Raw genomic sequence first — 16,555 nt, forward strand, 5'->3', positions numbered from 1 at the left:
GGCTCGTTTTTGGCGAGGCCGGGTTTTTTCATTCATGTCGTCGCCATCACCTTTGGTCGTCACCCCGCAGTCGATGCAGTTCGCAGGCCCGCTGGCCCTGCGCAGCGGCACGTCGATCAGCGGCTACACGCTCGCCTACGAAACCTACGGCACCCTCAACGCCGAGCGCAGCAATGCGGTGCTGGTGTGCCACGCGCTCAACGCCTCGCACCACGTCGCGGGCGTGTACGAGGGCCAGGCCCGCTCCGAGGGCTGGTGGGACAACATGGTGGGCCCGGGCAAGCCGCTGGACACCGACCGCTTCTTCGTGATCGGCGTCAACAACCTCGGCTCCTGCTTCGGCTCGACCGGCCCGATGCACGTCAACCCCGCCAACGGCCGCGTCTACGGCGCCGACTTTCCGGTGGTCACGGTCGAAGACTGGGTCGATGCCCAGGCCGTGCTGCTCGACGCGCTCGGCATCCAGACGCTCGCGGCCGTGATGGGCGGCAGCCTCGGCGGCATGCAGGCGCTGTCGTGGACGCTGCAGTACCCCGATCGCGTGCGGCACGCCGTGGTGGTGGCCAGCGCGCCCAACCTCACGGCAGAGAACATCGCCTTCAACGAGGTGGCGCGCCGCGCCATCGTGACCGACCCCGACTTCCACGGCGGCCACTTCTACGAATACGGCGTGATCCCCAAGCGCGGCCTGCGCATCGCGCGAATGATCGGCCACATCACCTACCTGAGCGACGACGTGATGAACGCCAAGTTCGGGCGCATTTTGCGCAGCGCCGTCGAGGGCGAAGTGGCCGGGCTCGACTACCGCTATTCCACGCAGGACATCGAGTTCCAGATCGAAAGCTACCTGCGCTACCAGGGCGACAAGTTCAGCGAGTACTTCGACGCCAACACCTACCTGCTGATCACCCGCGCGCTCGATTACTTCGATCCCGCGCGCCACCAGGGCGGCCAACTGAGCACCGCACTGGCGCAGGCCACGGCCAAATTCCTGCTCGTGAGCTTCAAGACCGACTGGCGCTTCTCGCCCGCGCGCAGCCGCGAGATCGTGAAGGCGCTGCTCGACAACCGCCGCAACGTGAGCTACGCCGAGATCGACGCGCCGCACGGCCACGACGCCTTCCTGCTCGACGACGTGCGCTACATGGGCGTGGTGCGCTCGTACTTCGAACGCGTCGCCAAGGAATTTCAATGAGTGACCTTGCACACCAACGATTGATTGCCGAGCTCGTGCCGAAGGGCTCGCGCGTGCTCGACCTGGGCTGCGGCGACGGCAGCCTGCTCGACCTGTTGCAGCGCGAGCGCGGCTGCACCGGCTACGGCGTGGAGATTGCCGACGGCAACGTGTTGCAGTGCATTCGCCGCGGCGTCGATGTGATCCAGCTCAACCTCGACGAAGGCCTGGCGATGTTCGACGACGCCACCTTCGACGTCGTGCTGCAGATCGACACGCTGCAGCACCTGCGCAATGCTGAGGTGATGCTGCGCGAGACCGCGCGCGTGGGCCGCTTCGGCATCGTCGCCTTCCCCAACTTTGCGCACTGGCCCAACCGCCTGAGCGTGGCGCGCGGGCGCATGCCCGTGACGCGCCGCCTGCCGTACCAGTGGTACGACACGCCCAACATCCGCGTCGGCACCTACAAGGACTTCGAGGTGCTGGCTGGCAAGAACAACCTGCGCGTGCTCGACGCCTTCGGCCTGCAGAACGGCCGCGACGTGCGCTGGCTGCCCAACGCGCGCGCCAGCACCGCGGTCTTCAAGTTCGAGCGGGGCGGCTGAGCACGCCGCCCTTGCACCGCACGGATATCGGGTCGGAATGAGCTTCACGCTCGCGCAGCCGGTTCACAGCGAACTGCTCATCAAGAAAAGCCGCTTCATCGGCTGCGTGCAGCCGGTGCCCGACCGCGCGGCGGCGCTGGCGGTGGTCGCCTCGCTGCGCGCCGAACATCCGGGCGCCGCGCACGTGTGCTGGGCCCTGATGGCCGGCGGCCAGTCGGCCGCGAACGACGATGGCGAACCTGGCGGCACGGCGGGGCGCCCGATGTTGGAGGTGCTGCGCCATCAGGAAATCGAAGGTTCGCTCGCCACCGTGGTGCGCTACTTCGGCGGCGTGAAGCTCGGCGCCGGCGGCCTCGTGCGGGCCTACACCGATGCCGTGGCACAGGCCCTGCTCGGTGCCACGCTGGTGCCGCTCGTGCGCCAGCGCCACCTGGAGTGCGCCGTGCCCTACGCGTTCGAGGGGCTGGTGCGGCGCGAGCTGGCCGCCATCGGCGCGGTGCTCGAAGACGTGCAGCACGGCGACGACGTGCGCTTTGCCTTCGCGCTGCCCGCGCCCGAGGCCGACGCCTTCATCGCGCGCCTCGACGATGCTGCGCAAGGGCGCGTCGCCTGGCCGACGGCGTGAGCCGCTTCGCCGGCGCCTTGCCTGAAGCCGGCTCTGCCGTGAGGGCGAGCACGCCGCGCGAGGCCAGCGCGATCGGCTCCGCCAGGTCGTCGTCGACACCGCGCCGCGTCATCTCGGCGGTCACGATGCCGGTGGGCACGGCCAGCACGCCCCAGCCGAGCAGCATCATCACGGAAGCAATCGCGCGGCCCAGGTCGGTCTTGGGCACGAGGTCGCCGAAGCCGACCGTGGCCATGGTCGAGATGGCCCAGTAGATCGCCACCGGAATGCTGGTGAAGCCGTGCGTCGGGCCTTCGACCACGTACATCAGCGTGCCCATCACCAGCACCACGAGCATCACGAAGCCCACGAACACCGTGATCTTGCGGCGGCTGGACGCCACCGCCGACACCAGCGCGCGGTATTCCACCGAATAGCGCGAGAGCTTGAAGATGCGGAACACGCGCAACAGCCGCAGGATGCGCACGTCGATCAGGTAGGCCAGCTCGGGCGCGAGCGCGACGAGAAAGGTCGGCAGCAGCGCGAGCAGGTCGATCACGCCGTAGAAGCTCAGCGCGTAGCGCAGTGGCTTGTTCACGCAGCACAGCCGCGCGATGTACTCCAGCGTGAAAAGAATGGTGAACATCCATTCGAGCCCATTGAACAGAGGGCGCCACTGGTCGCGGATCGACTGCACGCTGTCCAGAATGACGACCAGCACACTCATCACGATCACCGCGATCAGCGTCAGGTCGAACCACAGGCCGGCAGGCGTGTCGGCCTCGAAGATCACGGTGAACAGCGTGCGCCGCCAGCCACGCGCGGGTTTGTCGAACCGCGAGTCGGTGTCGGAGGGCGTGGACAGGGCTTCGATGTTCGGGCGAATCAGGCGGGTCATGAGGGCATTGTCATGGGGCCGGGCGACTTATTCAGTTACGCTTCTTGCGCAATGAAGTGCGGCATGCCGCGAGCGCCTTCTTACGATAGTCCCCTTTCTTGAGGAGCTCCCCATTGGCCACACAGTCCCCCTTTTTCGGCAAGCGCGATCGTGACACCGACTCGCTGACTTCCCGTCCCGCACCGCTGGTTGGTTCGGGCACCAATCTCTCGGGCACTCCCGTCAATCCCTCCTCGTTGACCGCGCAGGCCGGCCTGGCCCCGGTGGCAGCCGCTCCCGCTGCCAAGGAAGGCGGCAGCAAGCTCACCGTCGGCCCGAACATCAAACTCAAGGGCGTCGAGATCACCGATTGCGACACGCTCGTGGTCGAAGGCCTGGTCGAAGCGACCATGGATTCGCGCCTGATGCAGATCGCCGAACAGGGCGAGTTCAAGGGCTCGGCCGAAATCGACATCGCCGAAATCCGCGGCGTGTTCGACGGCAACCTCACCGTGCGCGAAAAGCTCGTCATCCACTCGACCGGCAAGGTCACCGGCAAGATCCGCTACGGCAAGATCGTGATCGAAGAAGGCGGCCAGCTGTCGGGCGAAATCAGCTTCGGCGCCAAGGCGTCGTAAGCCAGCCGATGCAGGCCGCCTTCAGGCGGCCGGCGGCTCCCATCCCAGGCGCTCCAGCAAGGCACCGGCCGCGGCCGGTGCCTTTTCTTTGGCGCCGTTGATGAAGTACACGAACACGTCGCGTTGCTTGGCCGACGTGCCGGCCCAGCCCTGCGCGCGCTCGGCCCAGGTGTCGAGCGCTTTCGGCCCGTAGCCCGTCTTGAGCTTGGCGTCGGCCATCATGAGCCGCGCATAGGCGACGTCGCCTTCGGGCTCCTCGAAGGACGGAAACTTGTCGGCGTCGGTGAACACGGTCGACACCTTGTGCTTCTTCGCGAGCGCCTGGTAGGCGGGCGTGATGAAGCTCTCGTGCCGCACGTCCATCACGTGGCGCAGCACGCGGCTGCCTTCCTTCTTGGGCAGCAGTTCCAGAAACGCCTCGAAGTCTTCCGCATCGAACTGCTTGGTCGGCATGAACTGCCAGACGATCGGCCCGAGCTTGTCGCCCAACTCGGCCACGCCGCTGTCGATGAAGCGCTGGATCGACTCGCCCGCGCTCGCCAGCACCTTGCGGTTGGTGGTGAAGCGCGAGGCCTTCATCGAAAACATGAAGCCGTCGGGCGTGTCGTCGTGCCACTTGCGGAAGGTCTCGGGCTTGAAGGTGCTGTAGTAGGTGCCGTTGATCTCGATGGCGCTGACCTGCCGGCTGGCGTAGTTCAACTCCTTCGCTTGCGCGAGGCCCTTGGGGTAGAAGTTGTCGCGCCAGGGCTCGTAGGTCCAGCCGCCTATCCCCACCTTGATCCGCGTCGATGGTGCCTTGCTCACATTGCGCTCCGGGTTTTGAGATCGCCCGCACTCTACGCGCGCTCGCCGCGAGGCGCAAAATGCGTTTTTTCGTCCCCGCGGAGAACCCCCCGATGAACGCCCCCCTGCACCGTGAAATGCCCGCCGGCACGCTCGACGCGACGCGCGCCCTCTCTGACGTCACCGCCCAATGGGACGGCGACATCGTCAAGCAACTCACCGACTACATCGCCATTCCTGCCAAGTCGCCCGGCTTCGACAAGGACTGGTCGGCCAACGGCTACCTGGAGACCGTGCTGCGCAACGCCGCGGCCTGGGTCGAGGCGCAGAAGGTCGAAGGCCTGAAGCTCGAAATCGTGCGCCTTGAAGGCCGCACGCCGGTGCTGTTCTTCGAAGTGCCGGCCACCGGCACGAACATGGCCGAGACCGTGCTCATGTATGGCCACCTCGACAAGCAACCCGAATTCACCGGCTGGCGCAACGACCTCGGCCCGTGGACGCCCAAGTACGAGAACGGCCTGCTCTACGGCCGCGGCGGCGCCGACGACGGCTACGCCGTGTACGCCAGCGTGGCCGCGCTGCAGGCCCTCAAGGCGCAGGGCGTGGCGCATCCGCGCATCGTCGGCCTCATCGAGACCTGCGAGGAAAGCGGCTCCTACGACCTGCTGCCGTACGTCGACGCGCTGCGTCCGCGGCTGGGCCAGGTCGAGCTGGTGATCTGCCTCGATTCGGGTGCCGGCAACTACGACCAGCTGTGGCTCACCACCTCGCTGCGCGGCATGGCCAGCGGCACGCTCAAGGTCGAGGTGTTGACCGAAGGCATCCACTCGGGCGACGCCTCGGGCCTCGTGCCCTCGAGCTTCCGCATCATGCGGCAGGTGCTCGACCGCCTCGAAGACAGCGCCACCGGCCGCCTGCTGCCCGCGAGCTTCCATTGCGAAGTGCCGGCCGACCGCCTGGCGCAGGCCAAGGCCACGGCCGCCATCCTCGGCGAGGAGGTCTACAAGCGCTTTCCGTGGGCGCACTACGACTGCGGCGGCTCGACCATGTTCGCGCTGCCGACCACCACTGACCCGCTTGAAGCCCTGCTCAACCGCACCTGGAAGCCCACGCTGTCGGTGACCGGCGCCGAAGGTTTTCCGGCCCTGAAGGACGCGGGCAACGTGCTGCGCCCCTACACCGCCTTCAAGCTGTCGCTGCGCCTGCCGCCGCTGGTCGATGCGGCCGAGACGGTGCAAAAGCTCAAGGCCCTGCTCGAAGACAACGCACCCTACCAGGCGCGCGTCACCTTCGAAGGCAGCGGCGCCACCGGCTGGAACGCACCGACCATCACGCCGTGGTTCGAGGATGCGCTCAACAAGGCCTCGCGCGCGCACTTCGGCGCCTCGTGCGGCTACATCGGCCAGGGCGGCACGATCCCGCTGATGAACATGCTGAGCGCCGGCTTCCCGACGGCGCAGATGATGGTCTGCGGCGTGCTCGGCCCGAAGAGCAACGCGCACGGTCCCAACGAGTTCCTACACGTGCCTTATGCCAAGAAGCTGACGGCCGCCGTGGCCGAGGTCATCGCTGCCCTGCCGGTCGCGCACCGCGCGGCGGCTGCGGAGCCGGTGGCGGCTTGAGCGACGCGCTGCCCTTGCCGCACCGCGTGTCGCTGTCCACGTCGGACGGCGAGACGCTGGCGCTGCGGCGGCTGCCCGTTGCCGGCGCACCCCGCGCCGTCGTGGTGGTGGTGCATGGGCTGGGCGAGCACGCGGGGCGCTATCACGGCCTCGCCAAGCAGTTGCATGCCTGGGGCTTCGCGGTCTGGGCGCATGACCATCACGGACACGGCGAGTCCACCGGTGCACGCGGCGGCTTGCCCAGCGAGCTGCGGCTGGTCGACGACCTGGCCCTGGTGATCGACGACGCGCGCCGCGAGAACCCCGGCGTGCCGCTGGTGCTGCTGGGCCACAGCCTGGGCGGCCTGGTCGCTGCGAGCCTGGTGGCGCGCGGCGTGCGGCCGGTCGATGCGCTGGTGCTGTCGTCGCCGGGGCTCGACCCGGGGCTGAATGGCGTGCAGAAGATGCTGCTGGCCGTGCTGCCGCGCATCGCACCCAACCTGCGCGTGGGCAACGGGCTCGACGACAACTACCTCTCGCACGACCCGGTGGTGGTGCAGGCCTACCGCGACGATCCACTCACGCACGACCGCATCGGCAGCCGGCTGGCGCGCTTTCTCGCGCACGAAGGCGCCACGGTGCAGCAGCATGCGGCGCAATGGTCGGTGCCGACGCTGTTGATCTACGCGGGTGACGACCGGCTCGTGCGGCCGGCTGCGAGCCGCGCCTTCGCGGCGGCCGCGGCGCCCAGCGGCAAGGTGGAGGCGAAGTGCTTCGACACGCTGTACCACGAGCTCTTCAACGAGCTGGACGCGGAGCCCGTGTTCGACACGCTGCAGCGCTGGCTCGACCGGCGGTTTCCGGTCGCGGCCGAGTCGACGCTCGCCGCCTGAGGTCGCTCAGGCCTTGGCGGCCAGGGCTTGTTTGCGCTGGGTCTGCGCGAGCCAGAACAGCGCCGCACCGGTCAGCACCACCGGCACCAGCGAGCCGTAGTTCAGCAGCTGCCAGCCCTGCGTGGTCACCAGCACGCCCGAGGCGAACGAGGTCAGTGCCAGCGTCGCGAACACGCAGAAGTTGAGCGCGCCCTGGGCGCGGTCGCGCTCCTCGGCCGTGTAGGCCGTGAGCGAGAGCGTCGTGCTGCCGGTGAACAGGAAATTCCAGCCCACGCCCAGCAGGAACAGCGCCACCAGGAAGTGGTGCAGTTCCACGCCCGACAGCGCCACCACGATGCAGCCGAGGTTGAGCGCCAGCCCCACTCCCATCACCGGCAGCACGCCGAAGCGGCGGATCAGGTGGCCGGTGAAGAAGCCCGGCGCGAACATGCCGATCACGTGCCATTCGAGCACCAGCGCCGCGTCGGAAAACGGCAGGCTGCAGATCTGCATCGCGATGGGCGTCGCGGCCATCAGCAGGTTCATCACGCCGTAGCTCAGTGCGCCCGCGGCAGCGGCCACGATGAACACGGGCTGCCGCATGATCTCGCCCAGCGACCTGCCGCCGGCCGCTTCCTTGCGCGTCGGCGACGGGGGGAATTCGATGAAGCGCATCACCGCCATCGACAGCAGCGCCACCGCCGCCAGCGCGATGTAGGCGCCGGCGAACGGCACGGAGAGGGCGTCGCGCGTGAAGGTGGCCAGGTTCGGCCCCGCCACCGCGCCGATCAGGCCGCCGGCCATCACCATCGACACGGCCTTCTCGCGCCAGGCCGGCAGTGCCAGCTCGGCCGCCGCAAAACGGTAGAGGCCGGCGTTGGCGTTGTAGTAGCCCGCGACCAGGGTGGCGAAGCACAGCAGCCAGAAGTTCTTGGAGGATGCCGCGTAGGCGCACAGCAGCGCCGAGCCGACCGCCACCGCCAGTCCGATCTGGAACGAGCCGCGGCGGCCGAAGCGCTGCTGCGTGCGCGCCACCAGCCCCGTGCTCAGCGCGCCGCCCACCACGTAGCCCATCACCGGCAGCGTGGCCATCCAGCCCTGCGGCGCGATGCCCAGGCCCACGAGACCGTTGATGGCGATGAAGGTGACGTTGTTGGTCAGGAGCAGGCCCTGGCAGATGGCCAGGAGCCACAGATTGCGATTCATGGGGCGCGGTTCTACGCGATTGGGCGACGAAGGCAAGGCGCCGGCCAAAAAAAAAGCGCCCTCGCGGGCGCCGGAATTCTGAGAATGAAATTCGCCGGGTGGCAGCTCAGGTCGGCTTGTTGCCTTGCAGCAGGCCGCTGAGCGAGCCCAGCAGGTCGTCCTGGTTGCCGAGGCCTTGCTCGGGCACCTTGCCCTGCGGCGTGAGCTGGTTGATGAGGGCCGGCAGCATGGTGGCCAGCATCGGCAGCAGCATTTGTGCGTTGATGCCGAGTTTGGACGCGATGGCGGCGATCGTGTCGCCGCCCAGCGCGTTCTGCAGCTGATCGCCCGAGACCTGCTTGTTTTCACCGTTGCCGATCCACGAGCCGATCACGTCGCCCATGCCTGCCTGCTCGAATTTCGAGACCATGCCGCCGAGGCCGCCCTGCCCGCCGTTGTTGGCAAGCAGACCGCCCAGGGCGCCGGCGAGGCCTCCGAGATCTCCCAATCCCCCGAGGCCACCGCCCTGCGGTTGCTGCTGTTGTTGTGCAGCGCCTCCCAGCACCTGACCGAGTACCGAATCGAGCAATCCCATGGCGTTTCCTTGGTGTGTGACAGAACCGGCGGCATTTTCCGACGCCCCGGACCGCAAGCCGAAGGTGGAGTGACCACTTTCAAGCTGGCATCGTGACAAATTACTTGGTCCGCGCAGGCCGTTTGGGAAGCAATGCGGGATTGACCCCTTGCACGCCCACCAAGCCCAGCACGGTGACGAGCGAATTCTGCGCGCCTTTCCATGCATCTGTCACGTCGATCGACTCGGCCAGCGAGTGGAATCCGCCCGACTTGCCGCCGCCGCCGATGATGATGGCCGGGATGCCCAGCGAAATAGGAACGTTCGCATCCGTGCTGCCGCCGCGCAGCAGGGTCTTGTGGCCAAAAGCACTGTTGGCGCGCGTCGCGGCCTCGACGATCACCGAGTCGGGCGCCGTGCGGCCACCCGGGCGGTCGCCGATGAGCTTGGTGCTCACGCTCAGCGAGCTCACGTTCCAGCGCTTGTTCTCTTCCGCCACGGCCTCGTCGAGCGTCGCAAGAATCTTCTTCTCGGCCTCGAGCAGCGAGGCCATGTCGTCCGAGCGGATGTCGATCGCCATGCGCGCATCGGGCGCGATGGTGTTCACCGAGGTGCCGCCGCCCACGGTGCCGACGGTGAACGTGGTCTTGGGGAAGCTGGGCGTGCGCACTTCGGCGATCTTGGCGATGGCGCGGCCCATGCCGTGGATCGCGCTGGGCACCTGGCCGAAGGCGCCGAAGCTGTGGCCGCCCGGGCCCTTGAAGGTGACCTCGTAGCGGTGGCTCGCGGTGCCGAGCACCAGCACGTGGCCATCGGCCGAGGGCTCGAGGCCGACCATGCCGTCGATGTCGAGGTGGTCGCGGAAGATGGCCTTCATGCCGCGCAGGTTGCCCAGCTCTTCCTCGCCGACGTTGGCGACGAACATCAGGTCGCCCACGGTCTGAATCTTGTTGTCGTTGAGCACCTTGAGCCACGACAGCAGCACCGACAGGCCGCGCGTGTCGTCGCCGATGCCGGGCGCGAAGAGCTTGCCGTCGCGCTCCTTCACCTTCACGTCGGTGCCGGCCGGAAAGACGGTGTCCAGGTGCGCCGAGATCAGCAGCTTGGGGCCGTTGCCCGTGCCCTTGCGCAGGCCGACCACGTTGCCTTCGGCGTCGATCTTCGCGTCGGTCAGGCCGAGCACCTTCATGCGCGCCAGGAAGGCTTCGGCGCGCTTCTGTTCCTTGAAGGGCGGCGCCTCAATCTCGGTCAGCGTCTTCAGTTCTTCGACCGTGCGTTCGTGGTCGGCCTTGACCGATTCCAACAGCTTGCGGATCGTAGGCGAGGCCATGAGCTGGGTGTAGGCCTGGTCGACCGCGGGGCTGACCTGCGCCGGCGTGGGCGCGACAGCCTGGCTCTGGGCGTGGACGACGGGCATGGCGCACAGCGCGGCCAGAACGAGAGGGGCGAGACGAAACGCGCGGGATGAACGAGGCATGAGGGAGCGGTCCTTCCGGGAGGCGGATTGAACAAGGAAAAGGAAGCGGCCATTGTTCCGCAGGCGCCCGTTTGGCGCCTCGCGGAAAACACCCCCCGAACCACTCAGGCGCCGATGAGCGACACCAGCGCAGCGAGCGCTGCTGTTTCTGCGCGCAGCACCCGTGCGCCGAGCGTGGCCGGCGCGAAGCCGCGCGCGATGGCGTCCTGCTCCTCGGTGGCGCTGAGGCCGCCTTCGGGGCCGCTCAGCACGAGCGCGGATTGCGTGGTCGGGGTGTTCGCAGCCACGGCGGTGACGGCGCGCGTGCCGTCGGCCAGGCTCAGCACCAGACGCGTCGCTGAAGCGTCGGAGGCGGCAGCACCGCCGAGCCAGCCCGCGAAGGACTGCACCGGATGAATCACCGGCACGCGGTTGCGACCGCATTGCTCGCAAGCCGCGACGGCAATGGCTTCCCAGTGCGCCCGCTTCTTCTCGGCGCGCTCGCCCGACAGGCGCAGCACGCCGTGCGCCGTGGCCAGCGGCTGGATGCTGGTCACGCCGAGTTCGGTGGCCTTCTCGACCAGCCAGTCCATGCGCTCGTTGGCCGGCATGCCGACCGCGAGGTGCACGGCGCGGGCCGCTTCGCGCTCCACCGGCGTGTGGGCGCCGACCATCACGGCGACCTCGCTGCGGCCCATGCGCTCGACCGTCGCGCTGTACTCGCCGCCCGCGCCGTCGAACAGGGTGAGGGTGTCGCCGGGCTGCATGCGCAGCACCTGCACATGGCGCGCGGCGCCCGGCGGCAGCGCCAGGCTGGCGCCGGCGGTCAGCGGCACGGAGCAGTGAAAACGGGGCATGCTATGAAATCAGGAGCTGACGACGCCCGTGGTGCGGGCGCTACAGCGGTTTTCTTTTTCGGCTTTTTTCAGTTTCTCTTCAGACTCGGCCGTAGGCGAAGCCCGTGACGGCCGTGGTGCCCTCGACCTCGTCGATCACGCGCAGCAGCGGCTTCAGCTCGATGTAGCGGCTGGCGGTGGCGCGGATGTAAGCGATGAAGCGAGGTGTGTCGGCCAGGTAGCGCGGCTTGCCGTCGCGCAGCGTGAGGCGCGCGAAGATGCCGGCCACCTTGAGGTGGCGCTGCAGGCCCATCCATTCGACCGCGCGGTAGAAGGCGCCGAAGTCCTCGTCGACCGGCAGGCCGGCCTTGCGCGCCGCGGTCCAGTAACGGATGGTTATGTCGAGCACGAACTCCTCGTCCCAGCTGAGGAAGGCATCGCGCATCAGGCTGGCGATGTCGTAGGTGATCGGGCCGTAGACCGCGTCCTGGAAGTCGAGCACGCCCAGCGGCTGGCCGGCATCGCTGCCCACCATGAGGTTGCGCGGCATGAAGTCGCGGTGCACGTACACGCTCGGCGACGCGAGGTTGTTCTCGACGATCAGCGCGAAGGCGCGGTCCAGGCGTTCCTTCAGCTGGCCTTCGACGGCCACGCCGCGGTGCTTGCCGATGTACCACTCGGGAAAGAGCGCCAGTTCACGTTCGAGCAGCGCCCGGTCGTAGGGCGGCAGCACGCCGGGTTTCGAGGCCAGCTGCCAGCGGATCAGCGCGTCGATGGCCTGGTCGTAGAGCGGCCGGTTGGCGTCGGGGCGGGCCGGGTCGATCACGTCGAGCATGGTCTGGTGGCCCAGGTCGTCCAGCAGCAGGAAGCCGTGGTCGCGGTCCCATTCGAGCACCTGCGGCGCCGTCACGCCGGCCTCGGTCATCAGCTGTGCCACCTGCACGAAGGGGGCGCTGTTTTCCTTGTCGGGCGGTGCGTCCATCACGATGCGCGTGCCGCCGTCGGTGGTGTCCAGGCGGAAGTAGCGGCGAAAGCTCGCGTCGGCCGAGGCCAGCCGGACGGTGTCCGGGCGCAGTTGACGGGTGTCGGCGATGCCGGCCAGCCAGCCCTGGAACGCTTCGGCCCGCTGCGGATCTGTCCAGAGAATGGCCTGGTCGGGGTGTGGGGTCGTGGACGCCGGGGTCGAAGGTGCTGTCATGGATAATCAATTCTACAAATCCGCCTGGCGCGGCACCCCTTCCCAAGGCCGATCCGGCCGGGCGGGGTGGCTGCCGGTCCCCGCAACCCGCCGGCCTGCCGCGCCGTCCCCGACGATCTTTCGTTCCGAATCGATGCCTACGACCCCACGCGCCGCCTTGCGACGTTTGAGCCCGCCGCTGCCACTGGCCGTGCTGTCGCTGGCGTTGTTGCACGCGCATGGCGCCTTCGCCCAGCAGGCCGGTGTCCTCGACGGACCACTCACGCTGAAGCGCACGCCGCTGCTCACCGAGACACTCACGCCCGCGCAACGCAGCCAGCTGCCCAGCCTCGTCACCGGCGACCGCATTTCCGGCCGCCCCGACCTGGAGACCGTGGTCGAGGGCAACGCCACGCTGCGCCGCGGCCCGCTCGCCATCACGGCCGACCGCCTCGAGTACTACCAGCCCGACGACCGCGCCAAGGCCACCGGCAATGTGCGGGTCAACCAGGCCGGCAACGTGTACGAAGGCCCCGAGCTCGAACTCAAGCTCGAGACCTTCGAGGGCTTCTTCAACAACGTGCGCTATCGCTTCCTCTCGACCGGTGGCCACGGCGAGGCCGAGCGCATCGACTTCGTCGACTCCAACGTCTCGATCGCGCGGCGCGCCAGCTACACCACCTGCCGCCGCGAAGATTTCCCCGGCTGGATGCCGGCCTGGCTGCTGACCGCCGCCACGCTGACCACCGACACCGAGGAAAACGAGGGCGTCGCCATCGACGCGCGGATGAGCTTCATGGGCATCACGACGCCGCCGATTCCGCGCGTGACCTTCCCGCTGTCGAACGAGCGCAAGAGCGGCCTGCTGCCGCCCACCATCGGGCTGGACAACACCAACGGCTTCGAGGTCGCGCAGCCCTACTACTGGAACATCGCGCCCAACCGCGACGCCACCATCACGCCCACGCTGATGAGCAAGCGCGGGCTCAACCTGGCCAACGAATTCCGCTACCTCGAGAAGGACTACAGCGGCAGCATCCGCCTGGACCTGATGGGCAGCGACCGCCTCGTGGGCCAGCGCTACAACGAGGCGCGCGCCGAGCAGTTGCAGAGGTTCAACAACGGCGAGATCGCGCTCAAGGACCTGAACCTCGGCAAGCAACCCGACGGCAGCAAGCGCTGGGGCCTGTGGCTCAACCATCGCCACGACTTCGATGCCAAGGCGCTGGGGCTCGACTCGCTGTCGGCCAGCCTCACGATCAACCGTGTCAGCGACAACGACTACTGGCGCGATTTCACGCGCACGCCGACGCTGGCGCAGCGCCAACTGCCGAACGAAGGCTCGCTGAACTGGGTCAAGGGCGACTGGAGCGGCGCCGTGCGCGCCTTGCGCTACCAGACGCTGCAGTACAACCTGTCGCCGGTCGTGCCCTCGTATGACCGCATGCCGCAGATCACGGCCAACTACGCCAAGTACGACTGGCACGGTTTCGACGTCTCGCTGAACACCGACTACTCGCGTTTTCGCGTCAACACCATCCTGGCCGGTCAGCCCGGCTTCGACCTGCTCCAGCAGTCGCAGCCCGACGGCGATCGCGTGTTCGCGCAGGCGGCGATCAGCCGGCCGTTCCTCACGCCGAGCTCGTTCATCATTCCCAAGCTGCAGTTGCACGCGACCTCGTACAACTACTACCTGCCGCAGTCGTCCATTCCGAAGGTGTCGGTCAATGGCATCGACTACGTGAACGGGATGCCGTACAACCCGAGCCAGCTGTACTTCTTCCAGACCTCGTCGAACCGCGTCGTGCCGACCTTCAGCCTCGACAGCGGCCTGATTTTCGAGCGCGACGCCAACTACTTCGGCCGCGCCTTCCGCCAGACGCTGGAGCCGCGCGCGTACTACGTGTACACGCCGTACCGCAACCAGAGCATGCTGCCGAACTACGATTCGGCCGCCAACGACTTCAGCTTTGCGACCATCTACACCGAGAACGCCTTCTCGGGCGCCGACCGCATCTCGGACACCAACGCGCTCACGCTGGGCGTCACGTCGCGCCTGATCGACCCCGGCACCGGCGTCGAAGCCGTGCGCTTCGGCATCGCACAGCGCTTCCGCTACGCCGACCAGAAAGTCACGCTGCCGGGCATCGCGCCGGTCACCGACCGCACCAGCGACCTGCTGCTGGGCGCCCAGATCAACTGGACGCCCAAGTGGAGCCTGGACACGCTGCTCCAGTACAACCCCGATTCGCGCCGCTCCACGCGCAGCGCGATCAGCGCCCGCTACAACCCGGGGCCGTACCGCAACCTCAGCGCCGCCTTCCGCTATCAGGCACCGAGCACGCCCACGGCCACCGACGGCAACAAGTCGATCGACTTCGGCTGGCAATGGCCCCTCAACGACCTGTGGGGCGACAAGGGCAAGGACCTCGGTCCGGGCAAGGGCGAAGGCGGCGGACGCTGGTACGCCGTGGGCCGCCTCAACTACAGCCTGCAGGACAAGAAGCTCACGGACGGCGTGCTCGGGGTCGAGTACGACGGCTGCTGCTGGATCAGCCGCGTGGTGCTGCAACGCATCACCACCGGCCAAGTCACGGCCAACACCCGCATCATGTTCCAGCTCGAATTCGTCGGGTTCTCCGCCATCGGATCGAGCCCGATGCAGGCCCTGCGGCAGAACGTGCAGCGTTACCAGCCGCTGCGTCAACCGACCGAAGCCCCGAGCCGCTTCACCAATTACGACTGAAACGACGACCGTTCACGCCATGAAACACATCCGTTCCCTCCTCACCCTGGGTTGCCTTGCGGCCATCGCCGCAACGGCCGGCGCACAGGGCTTTCGTTCCGGCAGCGGCATCACGGACATCATGCGCGCCGGTCCCCGCATCGTGCCGCCGACGGCCCGCCCTGCCGCTCCCACGGCGGCGCCGGTGCAGCGCGCCGCCGAGTACATCGTGGCGCTGGTCAACTCCGAGCCGATCACCAACACCGAGGTGCAGTCGCGCGTCACGCGCCTGATCCGCGAGAACCCGGACGCCGAGCGCGTGCCGCGCGCCGAACTCACGCGCCTCGTGCTGGAGCGCCTGATCACCGAGCGCGCACAGCTGCAGCTCGCGAAGGAAAACGGCATCAAGGTCGATGACGTGGCGATCGACCAGGCCGAGCAGACCGTGGCCCGCCAGAACGAGATCAGCCTCACCGAACTGCGCAGCCGCGTCGTGGCCGAGGGCATCTCGCCGCGCGAATTCCGCAACGACCTGCGCGACCAGCTGCTGCTCACTCGCCTGCGCGACCGCGAGGTTGAGTCGAAGGTCAAGATCAGCGACACCGAGGCCGACGAGTACCTGCGCGACCAGCGCGAGAGCGCCGTCAAGAACAACGCCCTGCTCAACCTCAACATCGCCCAGCTGCTGGTGGCCGTGCCCGAGAGCGCCACCGACGCGCAGATCGCGACCGCACAGAAGAAGGCCACCGACCTCGCGCAGCGTGCGCGCAGCGGCGAAGACTTTGCCAAGCTGGTGCGCGAGAACTCCGACTCGCCCGACCGCGCCAATGGCGGCGCGCTCGGCCTGCGCAGCGCCGACCGTTACCCGCCGGTGTTCGTCGAAGCCACGCAATCGACCGCGGTGAACGGCATCGCCGGACCCGTGCGTTCGGGCGCCGGCTTCCACGTGCTCAAGGTGCTGACCAAGGCGCAGGTGGGTTCGTCGGATGCTTCCATTACCCAGACCCAGGTGCGCCACATCCTGCTGCTGAACGATCCCAAGCGCACGACCGCGCAGGCGGTGGCGCAGCTGCAGGAATTCAAGCGCCGCGTGCAGTCCGGCACGGCCGACTTCGCCGGCCTGGCGCGCGACAACTCGCAGGACGCCAGCGCCAAGGAAGGCGGCGACCTCGGCTGGTCGCGCCCCGGCCAGTTCGTGCCCGAGTTCGAGGAAGCCATGGACCGCCTCACGCCGGGCCAGATCAGCGACCCTGTGGTGTCGCGCTTCGGTGTCCACCTGATCCAGGTGGTCGGCCGCCGCGAAGCCAAGCTGAGCCAGTCGGAGCAGCGCGAAGCCGCGCGCGCCGCACTGCGCGAACAGCGCGTCGAAGAAGCCTTCACCACCTGGGTGCAGGAAGTGCGCGCGCGCGCCTACGTCGAATTCCGCGAGCCGCCGCAGTCCTGATGGC

At 68.0% G+C, this 16,555-nt stretch carries 15 protein-coding genes; 8 read left to right on the forward strand and 7 right to left on the reverse strand.

Going from position 1 to position 16,555, the window contains the following annotated elements; translation table 11 throughout:
- The first annotated feature begins 34 nt into the window (after nt 1-34).
- From metX to CY658_RS13600, 3 genes are read left to right on the forward strand one after another with little or no spacing between them, the layout of a single operon-like run.
- Complete coding sequence (metX, locus tag CY658_RS13590; RefSeq protein ID WP_101490713.1) at nt 35-1,195, forward strand: homoserine O-succinyltransferase MetX; 1,161 nt, start codon at nt 35-37, stop codon at nt 1,193-1,195.
- On the forward strand, nt 1,192-1,779 hold the full coding sequence (metW, locus tag CY658_RS13595; RefSeq protein WP_101490714.1) for a methionine biosynthesis protein MetW: 588 nt from the start codon (nt 1,192-1,194) through the stop codon (nt 1,777-1,779). Before metX ends, metW begins: the two co-directional genes overlap by 4 nt.
- A 37-nt stretch (nt 1,780-1,816) precedes the next feature.
- Nucleotides 1,817-2,404, forward strand: a complete 588-nt coding sequence (locus tag CY658_RS13600) for an IMPACT family protein (RefSeq protein ID WP_101490715.1) — start codon at nt 1,817-1,819, stop codon at nt 2,402-2,404.
- Here CY658_RS13600 and CY658_RS13605 read toward each other — a convergent pair.
- A complete protein-coding gene (locus tag CY658_RS13605; RefSeq protein WP_101490716.1) occupies nt 2,349-3,281 on the reverse strand; it encodes an ion transporter in 933 nt (310 codons plus the stop codon). The genes CY658_RS13600 and CY658_RS13605 overlap by 56 nt on opposite strands.
- Before the next feature lie 113 nt (nt 3,282-3,394).
- Here CY658_RS13605 and CY658_RS13610 point away from each other — a divergent pair, with 113 nt between their 5' ends.
- The gene (locus CY658_RS13610) at nt 3,395-3,898 is read left to right on the forward strand and encodes a bactofilin family protein (protein ID WP_101490717.1); all 504 of its coding nucleotides are present in this window, start codon (nt 3,395-3,397) and stop codon (nt 3,896-3,898) included.
- Nucleotides 3,899-3,919: 21 nt separating this feature from the next.
- Here the strand turns inward: CY658_RS13610 and CY658_RS13615 are convergent, their stop codons facing one another.
- Nucleotides 3,920-4,702 (reverse strand): DUF72 domain-containing protein, encoded by a 783-nt coding sequence (locus CY658_RS13615; RefSeq protein ID WP_101490718.1) that lies wholly within the window; start codon nt 4,700-4,702, stop codon nt 3,920-3,922.
- A 92-nt stretch (nt 4,703-4,794) separates the two neighbouring features.
- Here CY658_RS13615 and CY658_RS13620 point away from each other — a divergent pair, with 92 nt between their 5' ends.
- Entirely contained in the window at nt 4,795-6,303 is a 1,509-nt protein-coding gene (locus CY658_RS13620) for a M20 family metallopeptidase (RefSeq protein WP_101490719.1), read from the forward strand.
- A complete protein-coding gene (locus CY658_RS13625) occupies nt 6,300-7,175 on the forward strand; it encodes an alpha/beta hydrolase (RefSeq protein WP_101490720.1) in 876 nt (291 codons plus the stop codon). Before CY658_RS13620 ends, CY658_RS13625 begins: the two co-directional genes overlap by 4 nt.
- 6 nt (nt 7,176-7,181) lie before the next feature.
- Here the strand turns inward: CY658_RS13625 and CY658_RS13630 are convergent, their stop codons facing one another.
- From CY658_RS13630 to CY658_RS13650, 5 genes are all read right to left on the reverse strand, one after another.
- Nucleotides 7,182-8,360 (reverse strand): MFS transporter, encoded by a 1,179-nt coding sequence (locus CY658_RS13630; RefSeq protein ID WP_101490721.1) that lies wholly within the window; start codon nt 8,358-8,360, stop codon nt 7,182-7,184.
- A gap of 106 nt (nt 8,361-8,466) precedes the next feature.
- Nucleotides 8,467-8,934: a YidB family protein gene (locus CY658_RS13635; protein ID WP_101490722.1), complete on the reverse strand. Its 468-nt coding sequence runs from the start codon at nt 8,932-8,934 to the stop codon at nt 8,467-8,469.
- A 100-nt stretch (nt 8,935-9,034) separates the two neighbouring features.
- Complete coding sequence (locus CY658_RS13640; RefSeq protein WP_101490723.1) at nt 9,035-10,390, reverse strand: M20/M25/M40 family metallo-hydrolase; 1,356 nt, start codon at nt 10,388-10,390, stop codon at nt 9,035-9,037.
- A gap of 104 nt (nt 10,391-10,494) precedes the next feature.
- Nucleotides 10,495-11,226, reverse strand: coding sequence for a 16S rRNA (uracil(1498)-N(3))-methyltransferase (locus CY658_RS13645; RefSeq protein WP_101490724.1), 732 nt, complete (start codon nt 11,224-11,226; stop codon nt 10,495-10,497).
- Between the two features lie 79 nt (nt 11,227-11,305).
- Nucleotides 11,306-12,403 carry an aminoglycoside phosphotransferase family protein gene (locus CY658_RS13650; RefSeq protein WP_101490725.1) on the reverse strand — a complete coding sequence of 366 codons (1,098 nt, stop codon included), beginning with the start codon at nt 12,401-12,403 and terminating at the stop codon, nt 11,306-11,308.
- A gap of 133 nt (nt 12,404-12,536) precedes the next feature.
- On the opposite strand from CY658_RS13650, the gene CY658_RS13655 reads away from it, so the two are divergent.
- On the forward strand, nt 12,537-15,128 hold the full coding sequence (locus CY658_RS13655) for an LPS-assembly protein LptD (RefSeq protein ID WP_101490726.1): 2,592 nt from the start codon (nt 12,537-12,539) through the stop codon (nt 15,126-15,128).
- A gap of 19 nt (nt 15,129-15,147) precedes the next feature.
- Nucleotides 15,148-16,551 (forward strand): peptidylprolyl isomerase, encoded by a 1,404-nt coding sequence (locus tag CY658_RS13660; protein ID WP_101490727.1) that lies wholly within the window; start codon nt 15,148-15,150, stop codon nt 16,549-16,551.
- Nucleotides 16,552-16,555: the final 4 nt, after the last annotated feature.

Origin of the sequence: Variovorax sp. RO1 (assembly GCF_002849325.1) — a bacterium.
Taxonomy (GTDB): Bacteria; Pseudomonadota; Gammaproteobacteria; order Burkholderiales; family Burkholderiaceae_C; genus Variovorax.

Coding starts and splice junctions, on each gene's coding strand:
- metX (WP_101490713.1), top strand. CDS start 35: ATGTCGTCGCCATCACCTTTGGTCGTCACCCCGCAGTCGATGCAGTTC.
- metW (WP_101490714.1), top strand. CDS start 1,192: ATGAGTGACCTTGCACACCAACGATTGATTGCCGAGCTCGTGCCGAAG.
- CY658_RS13600 (WP_101490715.1), top strand. CDS start 1,817: ATGAGCTTCACGCTCGCGCAGCCGGTTCACAGCGAACTGCTCATCAAG.
- CY658_RS13605 (WP_101490716.1), bottom strand. CDS start 3,281: ATGACCCGCCTGATTCGCCCGAACATCGAAGCCCTGTCCACGCCCTCC.
- CY658_RS13620 (WP_101490719.1), top strand. CDS start 4,795: ATGAACGCCCCCCTGCACCGTGAAATGCCCGCCGGCACGCTCGACGCG.
- CY658_RS13630 (WP_101490721.1), bottom strand. CDS start 8,360: ATGAATCGCAATCTGTGGCTCCTGGCCATCTGCCAGGGCCTGCTCCTG.
- CY658_RS13635 (WP_101490722.1), bottom strand. CDS start 8,934: ATGGGATTGCTCGATTCGGTACTCGGTCAGGTGCTGGGAGGCGCTGCA.
- CY658_RS13640 (WP_101490723.1), bottom strand. CDS start 10,390: ATGCCTCGTTCATCCCGCGCGTTTCGTCTCGCCCCTCTCGTTCTGGCC.
- CY658_RS13645 (WP_101490724.1), bottom strand. CDS start 11,226: ATGCCCCGTTTTCACTGCTCCGTGCCGCTGACCGCCGGCGCCAGCCTG.
- CY658_RS13650 (WP_101490725.1), bottom strand. CDS start 12,403: ATGACAGCACCTTCGACCCCGGCGTCCACGACCCCACACCCCGACCAG.
- CY658_RS13655 (WP_101490726.1), top strand. CDS start 12,537: ATGCCTACGACCCCACGCGCCGCCTTGCGACGTTTGAGCCCGCCGCTG.
- CY658_RS13660 (WP_101490727.1), top strand. CDS start 15,148: ATGAAACACATCCGTTCCCTCCTCACCCTGGGTTGCCTTGCGGCCATC.